15 protein-coding genes and 1 riboswitch are annotated in these 20,008 nt (G+C 68.6%); of the genes, 9 read left to right on the top strand and 6 right to left on the bottom strand.

Annotated features, from left to right (window positions below; all coding sequences use genetic code 11):
* Positions 1 to 27: 27 nt before the first annotated feature.
* Positions 28 to 708, bottom strand: coding sequence for a DUF3515 domain-containing protein (locus JZ792_RS15875; protein ID WP_216911229.1), 681 nt, complete (start codon positions 706 to 708; stop codon positions 28 to 30).
* A 176-nt stretch (positions 709 to 884) separates the two neighbouring features.
* On the opposite strand from JZ792_RS15875, the gene JZ792_RS15870 reads away from it, so the two are divergent.
* From JZ792_RS15870 to JZ792_RS15855, 4 genes are all read left to right on the top strand, one after another.
* Positions 885 to 1,913, top strand: coding sequence for a thiamine-phosphate kinase (locus JZ792_RS15870; protein ID WP_308165318.1), 1,029 nt, complete (start codon positions 885 to 887; stop codon positions 1,911 to 1,913).
* A gap of 11 nt (positions 1,914 to 1,924) precedes the next feature.
* Entirely contained in the window at positions 1,925 to 2,608 is a 684-nt protein-coding gene (locus JZ792_RS15865) for a uracil-DNA glycosylase (protein WP_109528047.1), read from the top strand.
* A gap of 68 nt (positions 2,609 to 2,676) precedes the next feature.
* The gene (locus tag JZ792_RS15860; RefSeq protein ID WP_109528046.1) at positions 2,677 to 2,928 is read left to right on the top strand and encodes a hypothetical protein; all 252 of its coding nucleotides are present in this window, start codon (positions 2,677 to 2,679) and stop codon (positions 2,926 to 2,928) included.
* 57 nt (positions 2,929 to 2,985) lie between these two features.
* Positions 2,986 to 3,864 carry an alpha/beta fold hydrolase gene (locus JZ792_RS15855; protein WP_216911227.1) on the top strand — a complete coding sequence of 293 codons (879 nt, stop codon included), beginning with the start codon at positions 2,986 to 2,988 and terminating at the stop codon, positions 3,862 to 3,864.
* A gap of 46 nt (positions 3,865 to 3,910) precedes the next feature.
* On the opposite strand, the gene JZ792_RS15850 is transcribed toward JZ792_RS15855, so the two are convergent.
* From JZ792_RS15850 to rpmB, 3 genes are all read right to left on the bottom strand, one after another.
* Positions 3,911 to 4,699, bottom strand: coding sequence for an enoyl-CoA hydratase/isomerase family protein (locus JZ792_RS15850; protein WP_216911226.1), 789 nt, complete (start codon positions 4,697 to 4,699; stop codon positions 3,911 to 3,913).
* A gap of 59 nt (positions 4,700 to 4,758) precedes the next feature.
* Positions 4,759 to 5,265 carry a GNAT family N-acetyltransferase gene (locus JZ792_RS15845; RefSeq protein WP_216911225.1) on the bottom strand — a complete coding sequence of 169 codons (507 nt, stop codon included), beginning with the start codon at positions 5,263 to 5,265 and terminating at the stop codon, positions 4,759 to 4,761.
* Positions 5,266 to 5,431: 166 nt separating this feature from the next.
* A complete protein-coding gene (gene rpmB, locus JZ792_RS15840) occupies positions 5,432 to 5,623 on the bottom strand; it encodes a 50S ribosomal protein L28 (protein ID WP_011210730.1) in 192 nt (63 codons plus the stop codon).
* Between the two features lie 297 nt (positions 5,624 to 5,920).
* On the opposite strand from rpmB, the gene JZ792_RS15835 reads away from it, so the two are divergent.
* Together JZ792_RS15835 and recG are read left to right on the top strand one after the other, a co-directional pair.
* A complete protein-coding gene (locus JZ792_RS15835) occupies positions 5,921 to 7,600 on the top strand; it encodes a DAK2 domain-containing protein (protein ID WP_308165315.1) in 1,680 nt (559 codons plus the stop codon).
* Positions 7,601 to 7,626: 26 nt separating this feature from the next.
* Positions 7,627 to 9,918, top strand: coding sequence for an ATP-dependent DNA helicase RecG (gene recG, locus JZ792_RS15830; protein WP_216911224.1), 2,292 nt, complete (start codon positions 7,627 to 7,629; stop codon positions 9,916 to 9,918).
* 21 nt (positions 9,919 to 9,939) lie between these two features.
* On the opposite strand, the gene JZ792_RS15825 is transcribed toward recG, so the two are convergent.
* On the bottom strand, positions 9,940 to 11,361 hold the full coding sequence (locus tag JZ792_RS15825; RefSeq protein WP_216911223.1) for a short-chain fatty acyl-CoA regulator family protein: 1,422 nt from the start codon (positions 11,359 to 11,361) through the stop codon (positions 9,940 to 9,942).
* 927 nt (positions 11,362 to 12,288) lie between these two features.
* Positions 12,289 to 14,556 (bottom strand): 5-methyltetrahydropteroyltriglutamate--homocysteine S-methyltransferase, encoded by a 2,268-nt coding sequence (metE, locus tag JZ792_RS15820; protein ID WP_216911222.1) that lies wholly within the window; start codon positions 14,554 to 14,556, stop codon positions 12,289 to 12,291.
* 145 nt (positions 14,557 to 14,701) lie between these two features.
* A riboswitch (cobalamin riboswitch) is annotated at positions 14,702 to 14,906 on the bottom strand.
* 292 nt (positions 14,907 to 15,198) lie between these two features.
* Here metE and JZ792_RS15815 point away from each other — a divergent pair.
* The 3 genes from JZ792_RS15815 to JZ792_RS15805 are packed head-to-tail and all read left to right on the top strand — an operon-like array spanning position 15,199 to position 19,905.
* A complete protein-coding gene (locus tag JZ792_RS15815) occupies positions 15,199 to 18,603 on the top strand; it encodes a pyruvate carboxylase (protein ID WP_216911221.1) in 3,405 nt (1,134 codons plus the stop codon).
* Positions 18,600 to 19,163: a 16S rRNA (guanine(966)-N(2))-methyltransferase RsmD gene (gene rsmD, locus JZ792_RS15810; RefSeq protein ID WP_216911220.1), complete on the top strand. Its 564-nt coding sequence runs from the start codon at positions 18,600 to 18,602 to the stop codon at positions 19,161 to 19,163. Before JZ792_RS15815 ends, rsmD begins: the two co-directional genes overlap by 4 nt.
* 40 nt (positions 19,164 to 19,203) lie before the next feature.
* A complete protein-coding gene (locus JZ792_RS15805) occupies positions 19,204 to 19,905 on the top strand; it encodes a helix-turn-helix transcriptional regulator (RefSeq protein ID WP_216911219.1) in 702 nt (233 codons plus the stop codon).
* Positions 19,906 to 20,008 lie beyond the last annotated feature (103 nt).

The raw sequence follows: 20,008 nt of genomic DNA, 5'->3' as shown, positions 1-20,008 counted from the left end.
CGGCGCGGTGTCGGCCGGGCAGTGTCCTCACTTGGGCAGCGGACCCGGATCCAGGGGGCGTTCGGGCAGATTCGCGGTGATGGCGTCGGAGACTTCCTGCAACGGCGTCGGTCCGGAACCGTCGGGGACGGTCAGCGCTATATAGGTCTCCCGGTCGACGGCGAACCACGTGCTCGCCGACCCGGCCGGATCGCGCACCTCGAACCACTGCACATTGTCGACCAGTTGCAGCGGGGAGGCGCGGTTGAATTCCAGCGGGCGGTCCAGGCCGCAGCGCAGCACGATCGACGCACCGTCCTCGCGCTGCCACGCGCGGGTGGCGGGCGGCGCGGGTTCCACCAACTGGGCCTTGGTGTAGTCGTCGAGCGCGGCGGGCAGCGCGGGCAGCAGGGTCGTGCAGGCCGGGCCGTCCGCGGCGGGCGCGGGCACCGGGCCCAGCACCAGCGGTTCGTGTTCGGTCGGCATATTCCTGGCCATGACCGCGGCGATCAGTACCGCGACCACCAGCACGACCGGCAGGGCGACGGCGGTGGCGATCAGCGCGGGTGGGTAGGCGCCGGAATCGGCGTCGGGTGCCTCGGTGTCGTCCGCGTCGGTCTTCGATGGGCGCTCGGCCGTTTCGTCCTCGGACTCGTTCGGGCCGACGGAGGGGTCCTCCACCGGTGACGGTGTCGCCGTCGAGTCCTTGTCCGACGAGTCCGCCGCCATCCCTACCGACCTTCTTTCCGATTCGCCGAGCGCGTCGCCGTACCGGTTTCCCGCGGTCGTGCGAGGCGCCGCGCACCGGTTCGGTGGTCTCGATTGCCCTGGACAGGGTACCGTCGACCCGTTTTCGATCGGCACGGTGCCCGGGCCGGGCGATCCACCTCGGGAAGGATGCGGTCATCAGCGAGAGCGCGACGCCACGGACGGTCGGCGAGCTGGGCGAGTTCGCGCTCATCGACCGGATGAACGCGGGCCGGGTGCAGGCCGCGGGCGTGCTGCTCGGGCCGGGCGACGACGCCGCCCTGGTGGCCGCGCCGGACGGGCGTTTCGTGGTGACCACCGACATGCTGGTGCAGGGACGGCATTTCCGGCTCGACTGGTCGAGTCCGCGCGATATCGGCCGCAAGGCCATCGCGCAGAACGCGGCCGACGTCGTCGCGATGGGCGCGGTGCCGACGGCGTTCGTGGTGGCGCTGGGCTGCCCGGCGGACACGCCGCTGGAGCTGATCGACGGTCTCGCCGACGGACTGTGGGAGGAAGCGGGCAGGGCGGGTGGTTCCATCGCGGGCGGCGACCTCGTGCGCAGCCAGGAACTGGTCCTGTCGATCACCGCGTTCGGGGATCTGCGTGGCCGCGCTCCGGTCACCAGATCCGGCGCCCGCGCGGGTGACACCATCGCGGTGGCGGGCAGACTCGGCTGGTCGGCCGCGGGACTCGCGGTACTGGCCGCCGGGGCCGATATCGAACGGTTCGCCGAAGTCGTTGCCGCCCATCGTGTTCCACAACCGCCCTATACGTCGGTGCTGGAGGTCCTGCACGGCGATCCGGCGTCCGGCGCGGGTTCGGGGCCGAGCGCACCGCACGCGCTCACCGATATCTCCGACGGTCTGCTGGCCGATCTCGGGCATATCGCCTCGGCCTCGGGTGTACGGATCGACCTGGACTCGGCGGCGTTGCGCGATCCGTTTCTCGAGCCGATCGCGCGAGCGCTGGATGCCGATGCGGCGCAATGGATTCTGGCGGGCGGTGAGGAGCACGCGTTCGCCGCGGCCTGGCCCGCCGACGTCGCGCCGCCGTCGGGCTGGCACACCGTCGGACGCGTGCACGCAGGTCACGGCGTTACCGTCGACGGCGCGGTGCGCCCGGGCAGTGGTGGCTGGGAATCGTTCGGTGGGGCGGACTCTGCGGCGGCGGCCGAGCCACGATAGGTTGTGCGGTCATGGGCGGTAAACCATTGTCGGAAATCATGGATGCGGGCTGGGCGCGCGCGTTGGAACCGGTCGCCGAGCAGATCGCGACCATGGGCGAGTTCCTGCGCACGGAGAACGCGGAGGGCCGGGGTTACCTGCCCGCGGGCGATAACGTGCTACGCGCATTCCAGCGCCCGTTCGACCAGGTCCGCGTACTCGTCGTCGGTCAGGATCCGTACCCGACTCCCGGCCACGCCGTCGGTCTGAGTTTCTCTGTCGCACCCGATGTTTCGCCGGTGCCGCGCAGCCTCGTCAATATCTTCGCCGAACTCGCCAAGGATCTCGGCCACCCCACCCCGAGTTGCGGCGATCTGAGCCCCTGGGCGGATCAGGGTGTGCTGCTGCTCAATCGCGTGCTGACGGTGCAGCCGGGCAAGGCGGCCTCGCATCGCGGCAAGGGCTGGGAGGCGGTGACCGAACAGGCGATCCGCGCCCTGGTCGCCAGGGACGAGCCGCTGGTCGCCATCCTGTGGGGCCGTGACGCGTCGACGCTGAAGCCGACGCTCGCCGCCGCCGAGGTTCCCTTCATCGAATCCGCGCATCCCTCGCCGCTGTCGGCCTCGCGCGGGTTCTTCGGCTCCCGGCCGTTCTCCCGGGTGAACGAACTGCTCGACGAACTGGGCGCCGAACCTGTCGACTGGCGCCTGCCCTGACCATCCACCTCCCGGCCTTCGCCGGGGAGCACGACCCGCAGTACCGGATCCAACCGAGGAGCATCTCCATGCACAACCGAACCGTTCGCGGCGCGCTGCGCGGCACCACAGCCACTCTCGCCCTGTGCGCCGCACTGGCGGGCGGAACCTCCGTCGCGGGCGCGTCCGGGCTCGCGCTCGAACCCGCCACCGATACCGCCGCCGCACCGGTCGGCGAGGAATTCACCTCCACCGGTTCCTCGACCATCTCCTCGGGCGTCAACGCCAAGGTCACCTGCCTGTTCCAGAACACCTTCAGCGGTACCAAGCTGAACTGCTGAAATCCGATCCACGAGGCTCGCGCGTGACCGGATTCGGCTCTGTGCGATCCTCAGATCGTGAGTAATGCGAACAATCTCCTCGAACCGGTCCGGCTGCGGCTGCGTGGTTCGGGTGGGATCGAGCTGGCCGGTGACCACTTCGGGCCGGTCGACGGCAGGCTCGTCGTCTTCCTGCACGGCGGCGGTCAGACCAGGCATTCCTGGAAGCTGACCGGCGCCACACTCGGGCTCGCCGGCATGCGCGTCGTCACCCTGGACGCGCGCGGCCACGGCGACAGCGAATGGGCGAAGGACCGCGACTACCGGAGGTCGACCATGGTCGACGACCTGGTCGCGGTACTGGATCAGCTCGGTGCGACGCCGGAGAACCCCGCGGTGATCGTCGGCGCGAGTATGGGCGGTATCACCGGTCTGCTCACCACCGAGGTGCCGGGCGGTGCGGCGATCGGCGCGCTGGTGCTCGTCGATATCGTCACGCGGCCGGAAACCGAGGGTGTAACCCGTGTCCTCGATTTCCTGAGTCGACATCGCGACGGGTTCGACACCGTCGATCAGGCCGCCGACGCGGTCGCGGAGTACATGCCGCACCGTCCGCGTCCGAAGAACACCGACGGCCTGCTGCGGAATCTGCGCGAGCGCGACGGCCGCTGGTACTGGCACTGGGATCCGGGCATGCTGTCCGACCGGGTCGAGGACGCCACCCTGATGACCGAGGACATGGAAGCCGCCGCCGCGAAACTCACGATCCCGGTGATGCTGGTGCGCGGCATGCGGTCCGACGTGGTCAGCGCCGAGGGCGCCGCCGCGTTCCAGGAACTCGTGCCGCACGTGCGGATCGCCGAGATCGGCGGAGCCGCGCACACGGCGGCCGGTGACGACAACGACGCGTTCACCGAGGCCGTCATCGATTTCGTGCTGAGTACGCAGGACCGATAACGAGCGCGCACCCGCCGGATTCGGCGGGTGCGCGGTAGTTCGCGTGTCAGCCCTGTGCGGAGTAGTTCGGCTTGCGCTTCTGGGCGAACGCGTCGACGCCCTCGCGGCCCGAGGGGCTGGCGGCGGCGGTCGCGATGGCTTCCCGTTCGCTGTCGAGTTGTTCGCTCAACGACGCGGTCTTGGATTGCACGAGCAGCTTCTTGATGCTGGCGTGGGTGGATCGCGGACCGTTGGCCAGGGTGGTGGCGAGTTCGCGTGCCTCGGCGAGGACCTGCTCGTCCTCGACCACCCGGCTCAGGATGCCGAGACGCTGCGCTTCCTCGGCGTCGAGGATGGCGTCGGTGAGCAGGATCTCGCTCGCACGGCCGGTGCCGACGATGCGCGGCAGCAGCCAGGACATGCCGCCGTCGGGGCTCAGTCCGATGCCGGGGTAGGCGGGGCGCATCTTGGTCGACGAGCCGCCGATGGCGATATCGGCCGCGAGCACCAGGCTCATACCCGCGCCCGCCGCCCAGCCGTGCACGGCGGCGATCACGGGGACCCTGGCGGCGTCGAGGGCGCGCACGAATTCGTGCAGATCAGTCGCGAGACCGTGGATGTGGACGGAACGGTCCTGCGCTGCGGCGAAACCGCGAACGTCGCCGCCCGCGCAGAAATTGGCGCCCGAACCGGTGAGCAGGATCGCGCCCGCGTCGAATCCGGGTGCGCGCAGTGCGGCATTACCCGCGTTGATACCCGCGAAATCCATCGAGGTGCCGTTCGCGGCGGTGGCAATGGTGATCTGGAGAACGCCGTCGACGTCGGTGACGTATTCGGTCTGCTCGGTGGAGGTCATATTTCGCACACTATCCTCCGGGTCGGTGCGGGCCAACGCCCCGCCCACCGAAATCGGAGTCAGCGCAGGTCGTCCCGCCCGGCCGCGCGCACCATGCGGACCATGAGCGCTGGGGTGAAATCCTCGATCTTGCGCGCGCCGTCGAATACGAAGCCGTGCCTGCGGTAAAAGGCCTGCGCGCGCGGGTTCTCGTCGAAGACCCACAGCGAACAGCGCAGGTCGACGGGCAGCGCGATACCGATGAGATCGTCGGCCACGCCGGTGCCGTACCAGGACGCGCGGACGTAGAGCGCGGTGAGTTCGAGCTCCGACGCGGGCGGTGTGTCCTTCGGCGCACCCACGCTCGAGAATCCGATGACGGTGTCGCCGGACAGCGCGATATGGGTGCCGTGCGGATACTTGACGCGCATGCGTTCCCACTGCGCGGCCCTGCGATCGATGTCGAAGGCGTCCAGCACATGCCTCGGCACCAGATCGTCGTAGGCCTCGCGCCAGCAGGAGATATGGCAGTCGGCCAGGCCGTGGGTGTGCTCGGCGGTCAGCGGTTCGACGCGCCAGTCGCTCATCGTCGCCCGTCCTCGAACACGAATAAGCCCCGGCACTCGAAGCGAGTATCGGGGCTTCGTTCGATCATCGCTCGACCGGAAGCGGAACCATGCGAGTATCCGAATGGTTCACGGATCCGGGTCGAATACCGCACCGCCGAAGCGGTGCGGAACCGTCCGTGGCGAATCAGCCGCGGACGACCTTGCCGGCCTTCAGGCACGAGGTGCACACGTTCATCCGGCGGGTGTTGCCGGGGGCAACCTGTGCACGGACGGTCTGGATATTCGGGTTCCAGCGACGGTTGGTACGCCGGTGCGAGTGCGAGACCGACTTCCCGAAGCCGGGGCCCTTGGCGCAGACGTCGCAGACGGCAGCCATAGTCGCGAACTCCTTCATGTCAAGTGGGGACCGCTGCAACACGGCAGCATGTCCGGAAACAATGTCGTGATGTGCCCTGCCGACAGTTGTCGGCCAGCGCAAACCGGGGCGGGCCGCGCGAGGCAACCCTGCAAGGGTAGCCAACGGCCCCCCGATCCTCCAAACCGGTGATCGGGCGTACGGGCCGGGGCGACCCGGCACACGGCAACAGTACTCGGTCGGTGTCGTCGATCGAGAGCCGGGATATCCCGCTAACCTGGCGGGGAACGGGTGTGGCGGTACGGCTATGGGAGTGAGGTGACGGTGCGGGCAGAGCGGGACGCGATCGACGGCACGGCACTGCTGCGCTGGGGGTGGACCTGTCTCGCGGGTCTGGAGCAGCGGCGCGAGGAGATCAACGCGCTGAACGTCTTCCCGATCGCCGACGCCGACACCGGCACCAACATGCTGGCAACCATGCGCGCGGCCGTGCAGGCGGCACAGGCGCGCGCCGCTCCACGGTCCACCTACGAAGTCGCGGCGGCGATGGCGCGCGGAGCCACCCTCGGCGCGCGCGGCAACTCCGGGATCATCCTGTCGCAGGTACTGCGCGGCATCGCCGAGGCGACCAGGGAGGGCGAACTCACCGCGGCGACCCTGCGCGACGCGCTGGCACGCGCGGCGGCGCTGGTGCGCCAGGCGCTCAGTTCGCCGGTGGAGGGAACGATCCTCACGGTGCTCGAATGCGCGGCGGCCAGCGCGGCGTCGCGGTCGGGGACCTCGCTCGCCGAGGTCGCGCTGTCGGCGGCGGACGGCGCGGCCAAAGCCCTCGGCGACACCCCCTCCCAGTTGGGCGTGCTGCGCGAGGCCGGTGTGGTGGACGCGGGCGCCCGTGGACTGGTGGTCCTGCTGGACGGACTGGTCTCGGTGATCAGGGGCGAAGCGCCCGCCCGCCCGGATTATCTGCCCGGCGATATCGAGGTCGTGTCGGGCCGGGAGCACCCCGGGCACGCGAATACCGGGCCGGATTCGACCGAGGCGTGTTTCGAGGTGATGTACCTGCTCGCCGACACCGACGAGACCAGGGTCGCGACACTGCGTGATCGGCTTGCCGCACTGGGTGATTCGGTCGGTGTGGTCGGAGACGGCAACGGATCGTGGTCGGCGCACGTGCACTGCGCCGACGCGGGCGCCGCGGTCGAGGCGGGGATCGCGGCGGGGACCCTCGCCGCGATCCGTATCGAGAGTTTCGTCGTCACCGCCTCCCGCGTCGACGACGACTGCGCCGCCGATCCGCGCAATACGCGGGAGGGCGGGCGTTCGGACGCGGCCGATATGCCGGTCGATCGCGCGGTTCTCGCCGTCGCCGAGGGCGAGGGCGCGGCCGTGCTGTTCGAGGCCGCGGGCGCGGTCGTACTCGGCGGGCACGAACCGATCACCGCGAACGCCCTGCTCACCGCGATCCGGCGGATGCCGAATCGGGAAGTGCTCGTGCTGCCCAACGGCGCGTTGCCCGCGCACGAACTGGTCGCGGTCGGTGTGGCCGCGCGTGACGCACGCCGCGATGTGCTGATGCTGCCGAGCGGCTCGATGGTGCAGGGGCTGGCCGCGCTCGCCGTCCACGATCGGGGCCGGATCGCGGTGGACGACGCCTTCGCCATGTCGGAGGCGGCCGCGGCGACACGCTGGGGTTCGCTGCGCGCGGCCGCGCATCGCGCCCTGACGATGGTCGGCACCTGCGAATCCGGCGACGGGCTCGGACTCGTCGGCAACGATGTGGTGCTGATCGAGCGCGACGTACTGTCGGCGGGGCGGACGCTGTTGGATCGGATGCTCGGTCTCGGTGGAGAATTGGTCACCCTGCTCATGGGCGCCGGTACACCGGAGGAACTCGCCGAGGAACTGTCCGCGCATATCGCGCGCGGCTTCCCCGGGGTCGAGGTCACCGTGTATTCCGGTGGGCAGCAGGAGGATCTGGTGCAGATCGGGGTGGAATGACCCGCGCGCGGACGAAGGAATGAGGCATGGCGACACTCGGTGATCGGCTCGATCACATCCTCGGGGCGAAGGCGGCCGATTCGCTGGCCGAGTCCTTCGACATGAGTACCGTTGAGGATCTACTGCGGCACTACCCGCTGCGCTACGCGACCCAGGGTCAGCCGCTGACCGAGGAGGAACCCGAGGACGGTTCGCACATCACCGTCATCGGCCGGATCGCCAAGACCGAACTCAAGCCGATGCGCAATCGGCGCGGTTCCCTGCTCAAGGTGATGCTCGACACCGGCGCGGGACGCCCGGTCGACGTGACCTTCTTCAACGGCGACAAGGTGAAATACGTCGTCAAGGAAGGGCTGCGGGCGATGATGTCGGGCACGGTCAGCTACTGGCGGCCCGGCAGTTGGAATCTCTCGCATCCCGGCTACCTGATTCTGCCCGAGACCGAGGACGATTCGGTCGGCACCTTCACCAGGGTGCGCGGCGGCGGTGATCTGCGCGGACTCGCCGAGAGCGCGAAAGGCGCCGGTGGCGTGGACGTCTCGTTCATGGAGCGGGAGTTCATCCCGGTCTATCCGGCCACGGCGAAGGTGCAGAGCTGGGATCTGCTCGCCTGTGTGCGCCAGGTGCTCGAACAACTCGACCCGATCGACGACCCGCTGCCCGAGCACACGCGCGAGGAACGCGCGTTGATGAAGATCTCCGACGCCCTGCGCTCGATCCACCTGCCCGAGAGCAGAGCCGATATCGACCAGGCCAAGGAACGGCTGCGTTTCGACGAGGCGTTGGCCTTGCAATTGGTGCTGGCCGAGCGTCGGCACGAGGTGGCGGGGCGGACCGCGCGGCCGTGCCCGCCCCGCACCGACGGCATCGCGGCGGCCTTCGAGAAGAAACTGCCGTTCGAACTCACCGCGGGGCAGCAGGAGGTGATCGCGGAGATCTCCTCGGATCTGTCCCGTGTGCAGCCCATGCACCGACTGCTCCAGGGCGAGGTGGGTTCCGGTAAGACCATCGTCGCCCTGCACGCGATGTTGCAGGTGGTCGACGCCGGTCAGCAATGCGCGCTGCTCGCGCCGACGGAAGTGCTGGCCGCCCAGCACTATCGGTCGCTGCGCTCGATGCTCGGCGAACTGGCGACCGCGGGTGAACTCGGCGCGGCGGATCAGGCGACCAAGGTGGTCCTGGTGACCGGGTCCATGTCCACCGCCACCAAGAAGGCCGCGCTCCTGGACGCGGTGACCGGCGAAGCGGGGATCGTGATCGGCACCCACGCGCTCATCCAGGACGCGGTGGAATTCTTCGATCTGGGCATGGTAATCGTCGACGAACAGCACCGTTTCGGCGTCGAGCAACGGGACGCGTTGCGCGCCAAGGCGAAATCCGGAACCAGCCCGCATCTGCTTGTCATGACCGCGACACCGATACCGCGCACCATCGCGATGACGACCCTCGGCGATCTGGAGACGTCGACGCTCACCCAGCTGCCGAGGGGGCGCTCGCCGATCACCTCCAAAGTGGTTCCGCGCAAACAGCATCCGAACTGGGTCGACCGCGCGTGGGAACGCATCCTCGAAGAGGTCGCCGCGGGCAGGCAGGCGTACGTGGTCTGTTCGCGCATCGGCGAGGACGAGGAGGACGGCGGCGCGGGTAAAGGGAAGGGCGGCACGGCGAAAGGCAAGGGCAAGGCGGCCCAGGAGAAGGAACCTCCGACCACGCAGGCCGCCGTCGAGGTCTTCGACATGTTGCGTGCCGGTCCGCTGGCGGACGTGCGCGTCGGACTGCTGCACGGCAGGTTGCACGCGGACGAGAAGGACCAGGCCATGCGCGCGTTCAACGACGGCGATATCGATGTGCTGGTCTGCACCACCGTGGTCGAAGTCGGCGTCGACGTGCCCAACGCGACGGTCATGGTGATCCTCGACGCCGATCGTTTCGGCGTGAGTCAGCTGCACCAGTTGCGCGGCCGCATCGGACGCGGCGCGCATCCGGGCCTGTGCCTGCTGATCACCGATGCCGCGCCGGGCGGTTCGGCCATGGCGCGTCTGACCGCCGTCGCGGGGACCACCGACGGTTTCGAACTGTCGGTGCTCGATCTGCGCCAGCGTCGCGAGGGTGACGTCCTCGGTTCGGCCCAGTCCGGCACGGCGCGTTCGCTGCGGCTGCTCTCGCTGCTCGACGATCTGGAAACGATCACCGCCGCACAGGATTTCGCCCGCGAGGTGGTGCGCGAGGATCCGCGTCTGGACAAACATCCCGGATTGGCGAGCATGATGCGCGCCGCCGTCGACGCCGAACGCCTGGAGTATCTGGCGAAGTCCTGACCCGGTGGCGGCGGGCCGAATTCAGCGCAGGGCGCGCGGATACGGCAGATCGGTGCTGATGTGCTCGGAGACGGCCAGTGGGCTGCCGATCTGCGGAAACGCGCGTTGCGCGCAGGTCGGCCGCTCGCACACCTTGCACCCCGCCCCGATCGGCACCGCGGCCGCCGGATCACCGAGTTGCAATCCGGTCGAATACACCAGGCGGTCGGCGTATTCGATATCGCAGCCGACGCCGATCGCGAAATTCTTCGTCGCGGTGCCGAAGCCCTGCGGCGCCGTCATCGCGGTGCGCGCGATCCACAGGTAGCGCCGCCCGTCGGGCATGGACGCGACCTGGGTGAGTATGCGACCGGGATGGGCGAAGGCCTCGTGCACCACCCACAGCGGGCAGCTGCCGCCGACCCGGGAGAAGTGGAACGCGGTCGCCGACTGGCGTTTGGAGATGTTGCCCGCGCGATCGGTGCGGACCAGGAAGAACGGAACACCGCGCTGCCCCTGGCGTTGCAGCGTGCTCAGCCGGTGGCAGATCGTCTCGAAGCCGACCTCGAAACGCAGACTGAGCAGATCGATGTCGTAGCGGAGTTCCTCGGCCGAGCGCAGGAAACGGCCGTAGGGAAGTACCAGCGCGCCGGCGAAGTAGTTGGCCAGACCGATACGGGCCAGGGTGCGCGATTCGCCGGTGAGCGAGGGAGTTTCGTCGAGCACGATGTCGAGATCGTTGCCGTAGAGCAGGAATCCGAGTGTGGTCGCGATCTGGAACGCGCGCTGGCCCGGGCGCAATCGGCGCGCCAGGGTCAGGGTGCGGCTGTCGGCGTCGTAGTGGCGTTTCGGAATCGACGGGTCGGCGCCGTCGCCGCGCACCAGCACGGTGACCCCGGCGCGTTCCTCGGCGATCCGCGCCAGCTGACGATCCAATGATCCGATGGTGAGCCCGCATTCGTCGAACAGGTGCTCGGCGGCCAGATCCAGGTGCGGGATGTGATTGTGGTGGTCGTAGAAGAAGTCGCGGACGTCCTCGTACGGCATGGGGGTGCCGGGGACCCCGGACGGGGCGGACACCCGGGAGGAGAACAGGTCGAGTTGATCGGTGGCCGCCCGTAGCCTGCGGTGCATGGCGACGAGGATGCGCGCCACTTCCGGCTGCCTGGTCGCGAGTTCTTCCACCTCGGTCAGCGGCGCGCTGTCACCGCCCGCCGCGTCGACCAGCACCTCGTGCAGATCCGAGACCAGTCGCGCGTCCGAATCGGCCGCGAAGAACTGGACGTCGAGGTCGAAGGTGGAATTGAGTTTCAGCAGGACCGGGATGGTGAGCGGCCGCTGATCGCGCTCGAGTTGGTTGAGGTAGCTGGGCGATAGGTCGAGGGATTTCGCCAGCGCGGCCTGGGTCATCCGTCTTTCCTCGCGCAGTCGCCGTAGCCGGGCGCCCGCGTACATCTTGCGCACGGCCGAATAGTAACCGGCGGCCTTCGCAAACATTGCACAAAACGGAGTTCTCGCGCACAAAGATCCACTCTTGCGAGGAGTTCAGTGACAGGTCAACCTTGCGTAGCGTGCGAAGGGACAGCAAGGGGCCCGAAGCGAGCCGGGGGATGCGCGAAGAACCACATATTACGCGTTCGCCCCGTTCGCGCGGCGTTTCCGAGTTCGAAACCTCGGGCGGAACGGATCGCTCGGGGGTGGCGCGCGCGGTCCGGGTCGCTGTCACCGACGCGCCGCGCGGATTCGCACCGTCGACTCCGACCTGTTCGCGTGTCCGACTTCGAGACGTTTCGGATTCTGGCGACCGGGGTAGTAAACCTGCGGGGTACGACCGTTTCTCGACGCGGCGAGCAGGACCGGCAGTCGGTGCGGGCGCACTCGATCAGCCGCCGTTCGTCGTGGCGCCCGTGGTACCGGACCGGGCACCGGAGGTTCGTGAGGGGATCTTCTGATGCCCGGTCCGCCGCGCCGCGTCGGTGTCCACCGTGCGGCCGTCACGTCGGATCACCCGCGGGCCCGCGTCGTCGGGCCCGGATTCCGCATCCTGGGAAAACCCGCTGGAGATCGCGGGAACCGGATCGCACCATTGCGCGTCGAAGAGGGGTGACGGACGAGGTCGACGTGCGAGGAGGCGTGACGAATGGATCGTTGTTCGAGCCACATGTCGTGGCGGCGCGGGATCGACGGCAGGGGCGTCGGTCCCCGTGACGACGCCCGCGAAAGTGGTACTGGCGGAAGCGACCCCAGAGCGCGGTTACGCGCCGTCGAGCGCGCGGGCGAAGCCTGTGAGGCCTACACCTCGCGGCGCAGGCCGAAGCCGCGGGCGGAATGACAGCGCCGTGGCCGGGCGAACGGCTCCGCGCGAAACGATTCGCGCGGAGCCGAACCCGATCAGCGCACGGCGTCGGCGGCCGCGACCATATTGCGCAGCGACTGCTCCACCTCGACCGGCCCCCTGGTCTTGAGTCCGCAGTCCGGATTCACCCAGAGTCGTTCGGCGGGAACGGCCTTCAGCGCGGCGCGCAACGAGGCGGTGATCTCCTCGGTACTCGGCACCCGCGGCGAGTGGATGTCGTACACGCCCGGCCCCACGCCGAGGGCGAAGCCCGCCGCGTTCAGGTCGTCGAGCACCTCCATATGCGAGCGGGCCGCCTCGATCGAGGTCACGTCGGCGTCCAGACCCGCGATGGCGTCGATGACCTCACCGAATTCCGAATAGCACAGATGCGTGTGGATCTGCGTGGTGTCGGAGACGCCGGAGGTGGCGAGCCGGAAGGCGTGCACCGACCACGCGAGGTAGGCGGGCTGGTCGGCGGTGCGCAGCGGCAGCAGTTCGCGCAGCGCGGGCTCGTCCACCTGGACGATCCCGATCCCGGCGGATTGCAGATCCACGGTCTCGTCCCGGATCGCGAGCGCCACCTGATCGGCCGAATCCGACAGCGGCTGATCGTCGCGGACGAACGACCACGCCAGGATGGTGACGGGTCCGGTGAGCATGCCTTTGACCGGTTTGTCGGTGAGCGATTGCGCGTAGCCGATCCAGTCCACCGTCATCGGAGCCCGGCGCGCCACATCGCCGTAGAGGATCGGCGGCCGCACGCACCGGGTGCCGTAGGACTGCACCCACCCGGCCTCGGTCGCGGCGAATCCGTCGAGCTGTTCGGCGAAGTACTGCACCATGTCGTTGCGTTCCGGCTCGCCGTGCACGAGCACGTCCAGACCGAGCCGTTCCTGCAACGCGATCACCTCCGCGATCTCGGCGCGCATCCGGCGCAGGTATTCGGCCTCGTCGATCTCGCCCTTGCGCAATGCCGCCCGCGCCAGCCGGATCGCCGAGGTCTGCGGGTAGGACCCGATCGTGGTGGTCGGCAGCGCGGGCAGCCGCAGTCGCTCCGATTGCAGCACGCGCCGTTCGTCGGCCGGGGCGCGCCGCACGGCGTCCGCGTCGAGAGCGGACAGGCGAGCGCGAACCCGCCGGTCGGACAGCCGGGGATCGGTCCGGCGCGAGGTCGCCGCCGCGCGCACGGCGGCGAGTTCGTCGGCGATCGCCTCGGGGCCCGCGGCCAGCGCGGTCGCGAGCAGGCGCACCTCGTGCACCTTCTCCGACCCGAACGCCAGCCAGGAGCGCAGTTCGGCGTCCAGCTGCTTTTCGGCGTCGAGGGTGTACGGAACATGCAGCAGCGAGCAGGACGTCGACACCGCGAGCGCCGAGGCGCATCCCAGCAGCGTGCCGAGGGCGGCCAGGGCACGGTCCAGGTCGGCGCGCCAGACATTGCGGCCGTCGACGACACCGGCGACGAGCAGTTTCCGCGCCAGCGCGGGGACGCCCGCGATCTCGGACAGATCGTCGGCGTCGCCGATATCGAGCGCGATGCCGTCGATCGCGGTGCCCGCCAGCGCGGGCAGCGCCGCGCCCGGCCTGCCGAAGTAGGTGGCGACGAGCAGCGCGGGGCGTTCGGTCGCGGCCGAGAGGTCGGTGTAGACCTCGCGGACCGCGTCGATCTCGGATTCGGTGAGATCGGTCACCAGCACCGGCTCATCGATCTGGACCCAGGTCACGCCCTTCGCCGCGAGCCGGGCGAGCAGGTCACGGTAGAGCGGAACCAACTCGGGCAACCGACGCAGCGGCGCGCCCGAGGCGTCCTTGGCCGATTTCAGGAAGGTGACGGGGCCGATCACCACGGGCCGGGCGGGCACGCCGAGGGCGAGTGCCTCGTCCACCTGCTCCAGCAAGTGTTCGGGATGCAGGGAGAAGGTGGTCTCCGCCGTGATCTCGGGCACCAGGTAGTGGTAGTTGGTGTCGAACCATTTGGTCATCTCCAGCGGTTCGACGGTGTCTGTGCCGCGCGCGGCGGCGAAATATCGGTCGAGCGGATCGGTGATACCCGCCACACGCGGCGGCAGCGCGCCGAGCAGAACGGCGGTGTCGAGGACCTGGTCGTAGTAGGAGAAGGTGCCAACCGGCACCGAATCCATTCCGGCCGCGAGCAATTCGGCGAATTGGGCGCGGCGCAGATCCCGGGCGACGGCGTGCAATCGTTCGGCGTCGATGCGCCCGGCCCAATAGGACTCGGTGGCGCGCTTCAACTCTCGATTCGGGCCGACCCGTGGCAGCCCGAGAACCGTTGCGGTGAACGGGGTGTGCGGAGAAACAGTCACGTCGATACTCCAGTGCTGTGGTCGTGAGCCATCGCCATGAGGGCAGCGCGAACCAGCGGGATGTCTCGGAAGCCGCGATCGGAGCCCGAGAAATCGGCACTGGTGGTCCGCGCGCCCGGTCCACGAGGCGGTGGCCGCCGGATACGGCGTATCCGGCACAGCGGCAGGTCTTCGGACTTGCGGGCACGGGCCTTCTGGCCGACCCCGTACGGGGCTCACCTACTGGCCGTCGCTTCCCGGGCGTGCGCCCAGTGCTCATGACGGCGGTCGTTCCTGCATACCGCTGCGGGACAGTCCCGGATTCCCACCGGGTTCCCTCTCACCTGTCCGCCGACATCGCGGCGGACGGGTTCGACGCCGAGGCGCGACGTAGGGGCTCCATCTCGTCTGCGCTCGGCGAACCAGCTGCACCCGTCAGCATACGCAGAACGGCCGGTCTGGCGCGGTGGCGGTGCGATACGTTCCAGCTACCATGGAGCGATTCGTGTGAGCTAATTCGCAGCGCCGGGTCCGCGGTTCATCGCCGCAGCATGTGACCGTACGATGAACACAACTTCGCAACCGTGCTAGTTCTGTTGTGAAGATTTCTGCGAAGGGCACTTCCCTGTCGGCAGCCGCCTCCGGGGCGGGTACCTTAAGCCAATGTTCTCGAAAGTCTTGGTTGCCAATCGCGGCGAGATCGCCATCCGTGCCTTCCGTGCGGCGTATGAACTCGGCATCGGGACCGTCGCGGTCTTCCCGTACGAGGACCGTAATTCGGTCCACCGGTTGAAGGCGGCGGAGTCCTACCAGATCGGGGAGAAGGGCCATCCGGTCCGTACCTATCTCTCGATCGAGGCGATCATCGGTGCGGCCAAGACCGCGGGCGCGGACGCCATCTATCCGGGTTACGGGTTCTTGTCGGAGAATCCGGATCTGGCCGCGGCCTGTGCCAGGGAAGGCATCACCTTCATCGGCCCGTCGGCCGAGGTGTTGGAGTTGGCGGGTAACAAGGCGCGCGCGATCGAGGCGGCCAGGGCGGCGGGGCTTCCGGTGTTGGCGTCGAGCGCGCCCTCGGCCGATATCGAGGAGTTGCTGGCCGCGTCTTCGGAGTTGGAGTATCCGATCTTCGTCAAGGCGGTGGCCGGTGGCGGTGGTCGCGGGATGCGGCGGGTAGCCGAGCCCGAGCAGTTGCGTGAGTCGATCGAGGCGGCGTCGCGTGAGGCGGAGTCGGCGTTCGGTGATCCGACGGTGTTCCTGGAGCAGGCGGTGGTGAACCCGCGTCATATCGAGGTGCAGATCCTGGCCGATCAGCACGGCAATGTGATGCATCTGTTCGAGCGGGACTGCTCGGTGCAGCGGCGTCATCAGAAGGTGATCGAGCTCGCCCCGGCCCCGAATCTGGATCCGGTGTTGCGGGAGCGGATCTGTGCGGACGCGGTGGCTTTCGCTCGTGAGATCGGTTATTCGTGTGCGGGCACGGTCGAGTTCCTGCTCGACGAGCGCGGTAATCATGTGTTCATCGAGATGAATCCGCGGATCCAGGTCGAGCACACGGTGACCGAGGAGATCACCGATGTGGATCTGGTGCAGTCGCAGTTGCGGATCGCGGCGGGGGAGTCGCTGGCGGATCTGGGTTTGAGTCAGGACACCGTGACGATTCGTGGTGCGGCGTTGCAGTGCCGGATCACGACCGAGGACCCGGCCAACGGGTTCCGGCCCGACACCGGGCGTATCACCGCTTACCGCACCCCGGGCGGTGCGGGTATCCGCCTGGACGGCGGCGCGAACCTGGGCGCGGAGATCGGCGCGTACTTCGATTCGATGCTGGTCAAGCTGACCTGTCGCGGTCGCGATCTGGAAGCGGCGATCGCTCGTGCGGCGCGGGCGCTGGCCGAATTCCGTATCCGCGGTGTGACGACGAATATCCCGTTCCTGCAAGCGGTTCTGGAGGACCCGGATTTCCGCGAGGGCCGGGTCACCACCTCGTTCATCGACGAACGTCCGCAACTGCTGACCCTGCGCGGTTCGGCGGATCGTGGCACCAAGATCCTGACCTACCTGGCCGATGTGACGGTGAACAAGCCGCACGGTGAGCGTCCGACGACGGTGTATCCGCACGACAAGCTGCCCGCGATCGATCTGAAGGTCGCGCCGCCGGACGGTTCGCGGCAGCGGTTGCTGGCGTCGGGGCCTGAGGGTTTCGCGCGGGCGTTGCGCGAGCAGAAGGCGGTCGGAGTCACCGACACCACGTTCCGGGACGCGCACCAGTCGCTGCTGGCGACCCGGGTCCGCACCAACGGATTGTTGGGCGTGGCCGGGCACGTGGCCCGCCTGACGCCGGAACTGTTGTCGATCGAGGCGTGGGGTGGCGCGACCTATGACGTGGGGTTGCGGTTCCTCTACGAGGATCCGTGGGAGCGGTTGGCGGCGTTACGCGAGGCGGTCCCCAACATTTGTTTGCAGATGCTGCTTCGTGGCCGTAACACGGTGGGTTACACCCCGTATCCGGAGCAGGTGACTCGCGCGTTCGTGTCCGAGGCGGCGGCGACGGGTATCGATATCTTCCGGATCTTCGACGCGCTCAACAATGTCGATCAGATGCGTCCGGCCATCGACGCGGTGCGTGAGACCGGTACGACGATCGCCGAGGTCGCGCTGTCCTATACCGGGGATCTGTCGAATCCGAACGAGACCCTGTACACGTTGGATTACTACTTGAAGTTGGCCGAGCAGATCGTGGACGCGGGCGCGCATGTGCTCGCGATCAAGGATATGGCCGGATTGTTGCGTGCCCCCGCCGCGGCGACCCTGGTCACGGCGCTGCGCAGTAATTTCGACCTGCCGGTCCACGTGCACACCCACGACACTCCCGGTGGGCAGTTGGCGACGTATCTGGCGGCGTGGCAGGCCGGTGCGGACGCGGTCGACGGCGCGAGTGCGGCGATGGCGGGCACCACGAGCCAACCCGCGCTCTCGGCGATCGTGGCCGCGGCCGCGCACAGCGAGTTCGACACCGGGTTGAACTTGCAGAACGTGTGCGATCTGGAACCGTATTGGGAGGCGTTGCGCAAGGTCTACGCGCCGTTCGAGTCCGGGCTCCCGGCGCCGACCGGGCGTGTGTACACCCACGAGATTCCCGGTGGTCAGCTGTCGAACCTGCGTCAACAGGCCATCGCGCTCGGGCTCGGTGACCGGTTCGAGGAAGTCGAAGCCAAGTACGCTGCCGCGGACCGGCTCCTGGGCCGGTTGGTGAAGGTGACCCCGTCCTCGAAGGTGGTCGGTGATCTGGCGTTGGCGTTGGTGGGTACCGGCGTCGAGGTCGAGGACTTCGCCACCGACCCGGGCCGTTACGACATCCCGGACTCGGTGATCGGGTTCCTGCGCGGCGAACTCGGCACCCCACCCGGGGGTTGGCCCGAACCCTTCCGCACCCGCGCGCTGGAAGGACGCGGACCGGCCAAACCCGAGACCTCGCTGACCCCGACCGACGAAGCCGGGCTCGCGGGCACTTCCGAACAGCGGCGCGCGACGTTGAACCGTCTGCTGTTCCCCGGCCCGACTTCGGAGTTCCTGGCGCATCGGGAGAAGTACGGCAACACGATGGGCCTGTCGGCCAACCAGTTCTTCTACGGGCTGCGTCGCGGGGAGGAACATCGGGTGCAGTTGGAGAAGGGCGTCACCCTGCTCATCGGGTTGGAGGCGATCTCCGAACCCGACGAACGCGGCATGCGCACGGTCATGTGCATCATGAACGGGCAGTTGCGTCCGGTCGCGGTGCGTGATCGTTCCATTTCCAGCGAGGTCCCGGCGGCGGAGAAGGCCGACAAGACCAATCCGAAACATGTCGCGGCCCCGTTCGCGGGCGTGGTCACGCTGTCGGTCTCCGAAGGCGACGCCATCGGCGCGGGTGACACCATCGCCACCATCGAGGCCATGAAGATGGAAGCCGCGATCACCGCACCGCGTTCGGGCACGGTCACCCGCGTGGCGATCGGCAAGGTCCAGCAGGTCGAAGGCGGCGATCTGCTCATCGAGGTGTCGGTACCGGAGTCCGCGAGCGAATGACACGGATCGTCGCCGGTTCGGCGGGCGGGCGGCGCCTGCGGGTGCCGCCGTCGGGTACCCGGCCCACCTCCGACCGGGTGCGCGAGGCGCTCTTCAGCGCACTCGACGCCAGAATCGATTTCGACGGCGTCCGGGTGCTCGACCTCTATGCGGGGTCGGGTGCGCTCGGACTGGAAGCGCTCTCGCGCGGGGCGGCGCTGGCGCTGCTGGTCGAATCCGACCGCAGAGCCGCGACGATCGTGCGCGGCAATATCGCAGACCTCGGTCTGCCGGGCGCGGACTTGCGGGTAGGGACCGTCGCCGCCGTTCTCGAACAGGGCGGTGCGGGCCCGTTCGATCTGGTGCTGTCGGATCCGCCCTACGACGTGGACACCGCGGCCGTCGTCGCCGACCTCACCGCGCTGGCGGCGAGAGGGTGGCTGGCGGCGGGCGCGCTTGTCGTCGTCGAACGCTCGGTTCGTTCGCCCGAAATAGGGTGGCCCACCGGGTATATCGCGTCGAAGGCGCGCAAATACGGCGAGACGCGGATCGAACTCGCGGAATACGATCCGGCGGTCTGAGCACACCGAATCTGTCAGTGCCGGGGGCTACCGTGTGCGCGTGAACCGCACGGATCGGTTGTACGCCATCGTCGAAGAACTCAGGGCCGTCGCGCCACGGTTGCGCACCGCGCGGGAACTGGCGCAGCGGTACGAGGTGAGTATCCGCACCATCGAAAGGGATATCACCGCACTCCAGCAGGCCGGTATTCCGGTCTACGCCGATGTCGGCAGGCGCGGCGGCTACGCGCTGGACAAGAGCATGTCGCTGCCGCCGCTCAATTTCACCCCGGCCGAGGCCGTCGCCCTCGCGGTGGCGCTGGACAACAGTCGTGCCACGCCGTTCGCCGACGCCGGGCGCAGTGCGCTGCGCAAGATCCTGGCCGTGATGCGGGAAACCGACGCCGAGGCCGCGCGTGATCTGGTGGCGTGTGTGCGGCGCGTGGAACGGCCCGACCAGCCACCCGCCGAGCAGATTCCGGCGGTGATCGAGCACGCCATCGAGATCGGGCGGGTGTTGCGCATCGACTACATCGACCGGTTCGAAGCGCACAGCGCGCGCGAGGTCGAGCCGATGGCGTTCGTCGACGGCGTCAACGGCTGGTATCTGGTGGCCTGGTGCAGATTGCGCGACAACTCGCGGTGTTTCCGCCTCGATCGGATCCGCGCGGTGACGATGACCGACTCGCCGTTCCCGCGCCGCCTGCTCGACCCCACCGCCGCCGCGCCGCCCGACCGTGTCGTGCGCGCGGTCGGCTTCTGAATCGGTGGATTCGGCTCGGAAACACCGACATAGGGTTGTCGCCGGAGCGGGAGATGGTGAACGGGCACGTCAGCATCCACACATCCACACTCCAGGAGGAGCG

This window comes from Nocardia noduli (assembly GCF_019038455.1).
Taxonomy (GTDB): Bacteria; Actinomycetota; Actinomycetes; order Mycobacteriales; family Mycobacteriaceae; genus Nocardia; species Nocardia noduli.
The sequence above is the reverse complement of the archived record's forward strand: the minus strand, read 5'-3'. Positions and strand labels throughout refer to the sequence as shown.